The organism is Escherichia sp. MOD1-EC5950, from assembly GCF_002965345.1.
In the GTDB taxonomy this organism is placed as follows: Bacteria; Pseudomonadota; Gammaproteobacteria; order Enterobacterales; family Enterobacteriaceae; genus Escherichia; species Escherichia marmotae.
Map to the genome: position 1 here is coordinate 1 of NZ_PTSR01000056.1, position 6,252 is coordinate 6,252.

The following is a 6,252-nucleotide window of genomic DNA, read 5'->3' on the forward strand; positions in this document are numbered from 1 at the left end:
AAAGGCGGGGATTATCCCCGCCATCGTCATCATTTCCGGATTTTTGCCAGGGCATCCGCCATGCTGCGGATTTCGGTTCGTGCTTCCCGGACCACCTCCCGCAGAACACCCCGGTCAAACCAGCGGCGGGGCGGTTCATCCGGTATACGCAGCACATCGCAGGCCAGCCCACTGGACAGGATATGCTCCACACACTCACTGACCAGGTACATTTCCACCGCCGAAAAACGTGCGCCCCGGTTCAGAATGGCATCGCGCACCGCCGCAAGTACAGCCCTGATTTCGTCCTCTGCCAGCCATTCGCCGGCATACGGGAAAGACACCTGCGTTCCGTCTGCCGGAAGTACCGGCAGCGACTGCCACTGACTGCCGGACAGTACAAGTTCCGCACCGGAAGAAATGCCGGACTTAATCCGCTGGTCTTCCGGGATATCCTCCAGGCGCGCCAGGACGGTCCTGATTTCATGATCGGTCAGAGAAATTTCCATACCGTCAGCCAGTGCCTGAATCTCTTCCGGGGACCAGACAACCAGCATCAGCGGAGTGTCTCCCGGATACTTTGCTGCCAGCTCCCGGCAGAGTGTTTCGCATGTTCCGTACATACTCGTCTCCTTCTCAATCTTTGAAGCAGGAATCCAGTTCCAGAATTTCGGTATATGCCTCCATCAGGAGGCGGTTTGCGCGAAACAACGTCTGACGCACCAGACGTTCCGGTAGGGTGTCAGCATTAAAGCTGTACCGCCGCTCCATCTCATTCATGGTTGTACGCAGGTCGCACATGGCACTGGCCACCTCCGCCACTTCGGCGCGAAGTTTTTCGTGTCCGGCATAGTTCATTTACGCAGCCTCCGGCATAAACCAGTCATCATTCGCGGCCCCCTGCTGCATGGCCCGTTGTACGGCAGCCAGACGTTGCTGTCCGGCACGGTGATACTGCTCAAGCAGCTCGATACCGATATACCGGCGTCCGGACTGGAGGGCGGCGACGCAGGTTGAGCCGCTGCCAGCAAACGGGTCCAGTACAATCGCGTTCGGGTGTGTGAAGCTCTCAATCAGCGGTTGCAGGCTGGTAACGGGCTTTTCCGTCGGGTGATGGCGGTTGCCCGAATATTTCCAGCCCAGCACGTCCGGCAGCGGGTTTTGTGGCAGACGTGGACGACCTTTTGCCAGGATGTAGGCGCATTCGTGGCGGTACGCGACATACGCAGATTTGGATGTGTAGTTTTTGGTAAACACCAGGTGTCCGACCACACTGAATCCCGCATTTTTCCAGGCGGCCATAAAGCGATCGACGCGGTTCCAGCCATAGAAGCTCACCATCAGCGCGTCTTTTTTCAGCACGCGGTACATTTCATTACAGGCCGGTTGCAGCCATTCATCGGTTTTATCGCCAGCAATGGTACGCCCCTGACGGTCACGAAAACCGACGAGGTACGGCGGGTCAGTCAGTATGAAATCAATGGCGTTATCAGGAATACGGGCCATAACATCGATGCAGTTACCGAGGACAAAACGGGACATAACAACACTCCTTCTCTTACAGAAGGCACCGGGAGGGCCCCCCTGTGGTGCCCGTTCCCCGCTGCCTGTGGGCTGTTCACCGCGTCCGGTAACGGGTCAGGCCGACCGTGGAATACCGCAGCCGTCGTCTTTTTGACGGCAAGGTTATGCCGCGAAAGCGGCTTGAAGGGCGTTCATCAGAAAAGGGCGACGGGCTGGCGTACACTGTCACCGACGCCAGCCGGGAGCGGTAAAAGCGCCCGTCCCGTGCCCGCCGGACGCGGGACACTGACCACAGGCAGCGTTTATGCCGCGCCGCGTCAGCCGGCGCAGTAAAAAGAGGAGCACAGCGACATCCTTTACCGGAAAAGAAACGGGCGGTTGCCCGCCCGTCTCCGTCATACTTCATCCACCGTAATGCGCCACCTTGTCGACTATCCACTCCGGCGCAGTGACTTCCGGCAGCTCATCATCATCTGTCGGGGTATCGCTGCCAGCCACAGAAATTGCAGCCCTGCTCGGCGTACCAGTGCTCCAGCGTGCAACTGAAACGGCGGCTTAATTCTGCAACAACGTCGCTTTCCGGCTGACACCACGGCGTATCGAAATCAACCTGAATGAAGTTGTCTCCCTGACTGCTGATATTCACCTCATACCCACAAGGCCACTTCACGCCATACTGTTCCGTATACCAGTGATATGCAGAAGGAACATCGTTCAGAACACCACCGTTAAAGCCATTCACTTCAACATCCAGGCGGGTGGGCAGAACCGTCAGCAGGTCAAACGGCATGGTTTTTTCCGGCAGGACGTTGTCACACAGACGGTTCCACCACACCGATACATCCTCGTTACTCCAGATGTCGCACCAGTCACCTCTTTTTGGGGTGAAAAGTGCGGTGATGGTATCCCTGACATCGTCCGGTAATCCTTCCCAGCGACGCTGTCCAGTACCGCTCTGCAGCCAGAGTTCATGCAGCATCAGGCAGTTTTGCTCATCCAGCAGTACACCGTCCTGCAGATGTGTCAGCCAGCGGGTGAACGCGATATTCTCCGGCGATACAACGCCACGCCCGGCAGCCGTCAGTCCGGGGCATGGTTCAAACCGCACATCTTCAGTGGTCTGCAGAAGTCCGGCACTTCCGGCCAGAAACAGCTGAATACCTTCATTTGTGGCGCGGCGATAAAGCGGTGTGACTGCACCACTGGCCAGTCGTTTAATCTCAGCAATCTTTGCCGGTTCACCAGAAAAATACATACGGTTCGAGCACCAGTTTGGCATGGGAATTCTCCTCTCACATGCGGCCTCCATCAGGCCGTGCCGCACCTGTAACCGGGCGACCGCATACGAATGCAGGTGCGGCCCCGAAGCCGCAGCGCGTGGAGGAGGAACGACGAAACGTGACCGGGTGAGGAGGCCGGCGACAGCGATACACTTGCATCGGATGCAGCCCGGTTAACGTGCCGGCACGGCCTGGTTAAGTAGTTTCCGTCTCAGTTCGTGACGCAAAATGAGAAACCAACAGAAACTCAAATTGAGTTACAATAAGAACATAAAGAGACTCTAAAAGAGTCACATTGCTTGACATAGACTCAAAATGAGACACAATAAGAAGCAATAAAAACTCAAAAAGATGCATCAACACAAATGATGCTCAATTTGAGACAAAAACAAACTCAAAACGAGGCAATAAAAAAATGCTAAAAGTATCATGCGATGATGGTTCAACTAACGTAAAACTGGCCTGGCTTGAAGATGGCGAGGTAAGAACCAGTCTGTCAGGAAACAGCTTTAAAGAAGGCTGGAACCCGGGACTATTTAATGCCGGCAAAGTTTACAATTACGTCGTGGATGGAAAAAAATACACCTATGATTTGGGCAGCACTGCTGTCATAGGTACAACACATGTCAGTTATCAATACAGCACCACCAATCTGCTTGCCATACATCATGCACTGCTGACATCCGGCCTTCAGCCACAGGATGTAGAACTGACAGTGACATTACCTGTGACCGAGTTCTTTGATAATGACAATCAACCAAATGAAGAAAGAATAGAAAGGAAAAAGGCAAATGTTCTCCGTGAGATATCCCTGAATAAAGGGGGAACATTTAAAATTAAAAAAGTTAATGTAATGCCTGAATCTTTGCCAGCTGCATTTGAATCACTAAAGAAAGATAAAGTAAACAAACTTGAACGCAGCCTGATTATCGATCTTGGGGGAACCACTCTGGATTGTGGTTTAATTCTCGGTGCATTTGAAGGCATTTCTGAAATCCGTGGCTATTCAGAAATCGGGACATCCCGCATCACTCATACCGTCATGAATGCGCTGACGAAAGCCTCCACACCATGTAATTATTTTATTGCTGATGAGTTAATAAAAAACAGACATGATAATGAATACCTCCAGACATTAATAAATGATGTAACTGAAATAAAAAACATAACTCATGTAATAGACAGTGAAGTGAAATCCCTGGCAGAAAGCATCAGGCAGGAAATTTCAACATTCTCAGGAATGAACCGAATCTATCTCACTGGCGGAGGAGCTGAGCTTATTTACCCTCACATAAAGCAATATTTCCCGAATCTGAAAGTAAACAAGGTGGATGAACCTCAGTTTGCATTGGTGAAAGCAATGGTGCATGCGTAATGGAAAGCAGTGATCCGAAAAAAAGAAAGAAAGTTGTGGCATACCTGCACCCGACACTTTATCCGCAGGACAGCCTGACACAACAAACAATAGACACTCTCCCGATACAAATGCGGGGAGACTTCTACAGACAATCCCTTATTTGCGGAGCAGCTCTTTATTCTGTTGACCCCCGACTGTTAACGCTAATCAGTGGTTTTTTCAGTGAAAAAATTTCTGCAGAAAATCTGGTAAAACTTATAGAGCAAACAACAGGATACAAATCCACATCGATTGATATAAGTATGCTAAAAAGCATTATGGAGGAATCTTCAGAAAAAAAATCAGAGAGCATCACTCCGAAAGATGATTTCGAAGAACAAACCAGATGCAATCTTTCTATGTTAAAAAAATAACAAAGCCGGGCGGAATATATTCTGCCCATTTTAATTTAAAACAAAGATTAGCGGGTGCTCTGGTGATTTGCACATGTGCAAATCTTTCAGCTCAAAGGAGGCTAATCATCACGGTAATTACGTTCAAATCCCCTGCGCCCTCTTGCTGCCCATTCAGCATTGAGTACCACATAACGCTCCCAGCGTTCACGCAACTGTGCGAGCTTTATCGGTAATTCTTTGGTGACAAAGGCTTCAGGTATTTCAAAGTCATCAAGATGCCCTTCCAGGAATGCATGGACGCCTTCCAATACATCAATCAGAGTGATGTTGTTACTTTGTTGCCCTTCAAGAAGTGGCCCCTGCCAACTATGCCAGAAGGTCTGATGGCGCAGACAACTTTCGTCATTCGCGAGCCGCCATAAATCCATAAAGATTCCTCGAGCAACTTTGAACGGCTGTTCATCAAACTGTTCGATGAGAAAGAAATAACACGGAATCTTGAGCGCGTTAATTCGCGCAATTTCAATTTCAGCATCACGGCGCAAGGCAATCAGATTGCTAAAGCGCGATCGCATACAGGCTACAGGGTTCAACACCCTTACCTTTTCATTCATTTCAGGCATACCGGGGCCGGTTGCTTCTACATAAAACGGGGCAGTATGCAGGTAAAGCTTTTCCCCCAGAAAATCAGAACGGTCGAAGCCTCCGGGCCGATCGATAATATCCACCACATTTGGCTCGTCAGGCGCATCCGGTACGGCAAATAAACGTCCATCATCCCGTTTGATATCGTGTGTGTCCTGATCGATAAGCATAAACTGCGCAAGGGATGGGGGCTGACCGTCTTTGTTTTCCCACGTTTTCACGTTGAGCGTTTTTGCTATAGCCGCAATATCATCTTTCCGGGCACTGTAGTCGCAGTCAACAGAAGTGGTGAGACGCTCATCAGGCAATCTGTCGCCGTATTGTGCATGATAATAGGATATCCAATATTGCACAGCCTGGCCGCCAACTGTGATAACGGCATGTTTGAGCTGGTCAGCGTTGCAGATCAACTGCTGATTTAGCAGGTACATCTGCTCATAGGGGGGAATAACGTCTTGAACTGGCATAAAAAAACCATCAGCGAATGATGGTTTATTGTGCCTCAAAGTTCAGGATCAGGCAAAAGCGATAGTATGGGAGAATTTGCTATTGGCTGACTTACTGAAACGGCTTTTCACGGCAGGCTTGTAACCGACACGACCACGCAAAACCTGCACCGCTACGGCTTCGTAGCGTTCATGCTGCTTTTGTTTAGCTTGTGCGGGAGACATAATTTTGTACCTGATGGTAGTTATATACAAATAAGCTGTAGTAACTATACGTCACGAATCTACGTCACGCAATAGCGTACTATTGTTGCAATTTTGATGTACTTCCAGACTACTGTCTCATTCTGCAGTGCTTCCCGTTCTGCCTGCATTCCTTAGTTACGATAAAGCGACAGTGCAGGATGTGATGTTAGGAGCGATAGAAAAACGCTTTGGCGATAAAGTACCGGAACAGTCCATCCAGTGGCTGACAGATAACGGCTCAGCGTACAGAGCGCATGCCCCCCCCCCAAAGAAGCAAACTTCCCCGCTATGTCGTGAAACTTCAGTAATCGGCTCATTTAAACCGTCTGGTCTGTTTCCTCCGGCTCTACAAAAATAATGTCCATCATTTTTAATGGACA

Annotated in this window: 8 protein-coding genes and 1 pseudogene; 2 read left to right on the forward strand and 7 right to left on the reverse strand. The window is 50.1% G+C overall.

All coding sequences use genetic code 11. The features are described from left to right. Positions 1–29: 29 nt before the first annotated feature. The 5 genes and pseudogenes from BEA93_RS23600 to BEA93_RS23625 form a co-directional block, all read right to left on the reverse strand. Entirely contained in the window at positions 30–602 is a 573-nt protein-coding gene (locus BEA93_RS23600; RefSeq protein ID WP_105225179.1) for a DUF1380 family protein, read from the reverse strand. A 13-nt stretch (positions 603–615) separates the two neighbouring features. Then, positions 616–837 (reverse strand): hypothetical protein, encoded by a 222-nt coding sequence (locus tag BEA93_RS23605; protein WP_062876505.1) that lies wholly within the window; start codon positions 835–837, stop codon positions 616–618. Further along, positions 838–1,521, reverse strand: coding sequence for a DNA methylase (locus BEA93_RS23610; RefSeq protein ID WP_105225180.1), 684 nt, complete (start codon positions 1,519–1,521; stop codon positions 838–840). Positions 1,522–1,597: 76 nt separating this feature from the next. Next, the gene (locus BEA93_RS25405) at positions 1,598–1,909 is read right to left on the reverse strand and encodes a hypothetical protein (protein ID WP_105267673.1); all 312 of its coding nucleotides are present in this window, start codon (positions 1,907–1,909) and stop codon (positions 1,598–1,600) included. Further along, a pseudogene (locus BEA93_RS23625) lies at positions 1,906–2,758 on the reverse strand (DUF1281 domain-containing protein). Before BEA93_RS23625 ends, BEA93_RS25405 begins: the two are co-directional and overlap by 4 nt. 440 nt (positions 2,759–3,198) lie before the next feature. Here BEA93_RS23625 and BEA93_RS23635 point away from each other — a divergent pair. Next, positions 3,199–4,158 (forward strand): plasmid segregation protein ParM, encoded by a 960-nt coding sequence (locus BEA93_RS23635; protein WP_105225184.1) that lies wholly within the window; start codon positions 3,199–3,201, stop codon positions 4,156–4,158. Next, positions 4,158–4,553 carry a plasmid partitioning/stability family protein gene (locus BEA93_RS23640; RefSeq protein WP_105225185.1) on the forward strand — a complete coding sequence of 132 codons (396 nt, stop codon included), beginning with the start codon at positions 4,158–4,160 and terminating at the stop codon, positions 4,551–4,553. The genes BEA93_RS23635 and BEA93_RS23640 overlap by 1 nt, the downstream gene beginning before the upstream one ends. A gap of 101 nt (positions 4,554–4,654) precedes the next feature. Here the strand turns inward: BEA93_RS23640 and BEA93_RS23645 are convergent, their stop codons facing one another. Next, entirely contained in the window at positions 4,655–5,647 is a 993-nt protein-coding gene (locus tag BEA93_RS23645) for a hypothetical protein (RefSeq protein WP_105225186.1), read from the reverse strand. A 48-nt stretch (positions 5,648–5,695) separates the two neighbouring features. After that, positions 5,696–5,851, reverse strand: a complete 156-nt coding sequence (locus tag BEA93_RS25410; protein WP_172953896.1) for a hypothetical protein — start codon at positions 5,849–5,851, stop codon at positions 5,696–5,698. Positions 5,852–6,252 lie beyond the last annotated feature (401 nt).